This is a genomic window from Streptomyces sp. AcH 505 (genome assembly GCF_000818175.1).
GTDB lineage: Bacteria > Actinomycetota > Actinomycetes > Streptomycetales > Streptomycetaceae > Streptomyces.
On the sequence record NZ_JTIY01000001.1, the window covers coordinates 5,035,942 to 5,037,920 of the forward strand.

Sequence of the window (1,979 nt, forward strand, 5' to 3'; positions counted from 1 at the left end):
GCAGCCGACGACGCCCGCCGCACGGCCAGGGCGCTGCGCGCCGAGCGGGCCGAGATCGCCGGCGCGCCCGAGAGCCTGCCCCAGCCGGAGGAGGGCGCCGACGGGATCAAGCGCGCAGCGTTGCCCGCCCTGCGCGAGGCGTACCGCGCCGCCTCGCAGCTGTACGAGAAGGTCGGCGTCGGCGCCGACCTGCGCGCCGAACAGGCGCGCGCCGAGAGCGACGAGAGCGCGGCCCTCACCGAGCTGGACCGGCTCAGCAACAAGGTCCGTACCCGCGCGGCCCAGCTCCTCGAATCCACCGACGGCGCCGACGGCCCGTCCCGGCAGGCAGCCGCGGCACGCTCCGAATCCCTGGTCCAGATGCTCGAATCGCGCGCGTCGGCCGCCAGCGAACAGCTCGGCAGGCTGCGCGGCGAGGCCGAGCGCCTCGCCCCGGCCGACGGCAGCGCCCACACCGAGCTGCCCCCGGAGCAGGTCCCCGCCGACGCCGAACAGGCCCAGAGCCTGCTGCGCACCGCCACCGCCGAACTGGCCCTGCGCAGCGACGCCCTGGAGACCGCGCGCGCCGCCCACGACGAACTGCTCCACGCCCACCGCGCCGCGGAGAACGCGGCGGGCGGGTTCGACGAGACAGCGGCCCTCCTGCGGGACCTGCTGCGCGGCGCCCCCGCCGACGACGAACCGGGCGCCGAGCAGCCCGCACCCCCCGAGCCGTACCCGGGCAGCCTGGACGAGGCCCGGCAGTCCGCAGCGGAGGCCCGCCGCTCGCTGCGGGCCTGTGCCACGGAACTGTCCGCGGCGGAGACCGCGGTGCGTGAGGCCAGTGACATCCTCGTACGGCACGCCAACTCGACCCGCTACGAGCAGGTCCGCACCCCGGCCCGCCAGCAGATCCGCGAGCTGCCCGCGGCGGCGCTCCCCGAGCACGCGGCGCGCTGGGCGCAGGCGTTCGCGCCCCGGCTGCGGGTGCTGACGGACGAGCTGGCGCAGCTGGAGCGCAACAGGGAGTCCATCGTGGACCGGCTGCGCGGGCTGGTGGAGTCCGCGCTGACGACACTGCGCTCGGCCCAGCGGCTGTCCCGGCTGCCCGAGGGGCTGGGGGAGTGGTCGGGGCAGGAGTTCCTGCGGATCCGCTTCGAGGACCCGGACCGTACGACCCTCACCGAGCGGCTGGGCGAGGTCATCGACGAAGCCACCCACGCCGCCCTGAAGAAGAACTCCGACCTGCGCAGGGACGGGATGTCCCTGCTGCTGCGGGGCGTTCAGGCGGCGCTCCAGCCCAAGGGCGTCGCCGTCGAGATCCTCAAGCCGGACGCGGTGCTGCGCGCCGAGCGCGTCCCGGTCGGTCAGATGGGGGACGTCTTCTCCGGCGGCCAGCTCCTCACCGCCGCCATCGCCCTCTACTGCACGATGGCGGCCCTGCGGAGCAACGACCGGGGCCGCGACAAGCACCGTCACGCGGGGACGCTCTTCCTCGACAATCCCATCGGCCGCGCCAACGCGACCTATCTGCTGGAGCTCCAGCGCGCGGTGTCGGACGCCCTGGGCGTCCAGCTGCTCTATACGACGGGGCTGTTCGACACGACAGCGCTCGCGGAGTTCCCGCTGGTGATCCGGCTGCGCAACGACGCGGATCTGCGCGCCGGGCTCAAGTACATCAGTGTGGAGGAGCACTTGCGCCCCGGGCTGCCCCAACAGGACCCGGGCACCGAGACGGTGCACGGCGAGATCACGGCCACGCGGATGTTCAAGCGCTCCCAGGAGCAGCCGGCCCCGGCGGCTTCGGAAGTGGCCACATAGCAGCGCCCTCGAACGGAGCGGGTGACGCTGCCTGAGAGTTCACGTGAACCGGGCGATCAGGCGGCCTGGGACACCCGGTGGGAGCCGTGCTCCCGGTCCCGGTCACGGTTCCTGTCCCGGTCGCGTTCCCGCTCCCGTACGCCGCCGTGCTCCTGCTCCGGTATCCGGCCGGCGTCGCT

The 1,979-nt window shown here is 74.4% G+C and carries 1 pseudogene; it reads left to right on the top strand.

Features of this window, described 5'->3' with window-relative positions:
• Positions 1 to 1,800 (top strand): annotated as a pseudogene (locus HY68_RS23015) (hypothetical protein); the annotation flags it as partial.
• Between the last annotated feature and the right edge of the window lie 179 nt (positions 1,801 to 1,979).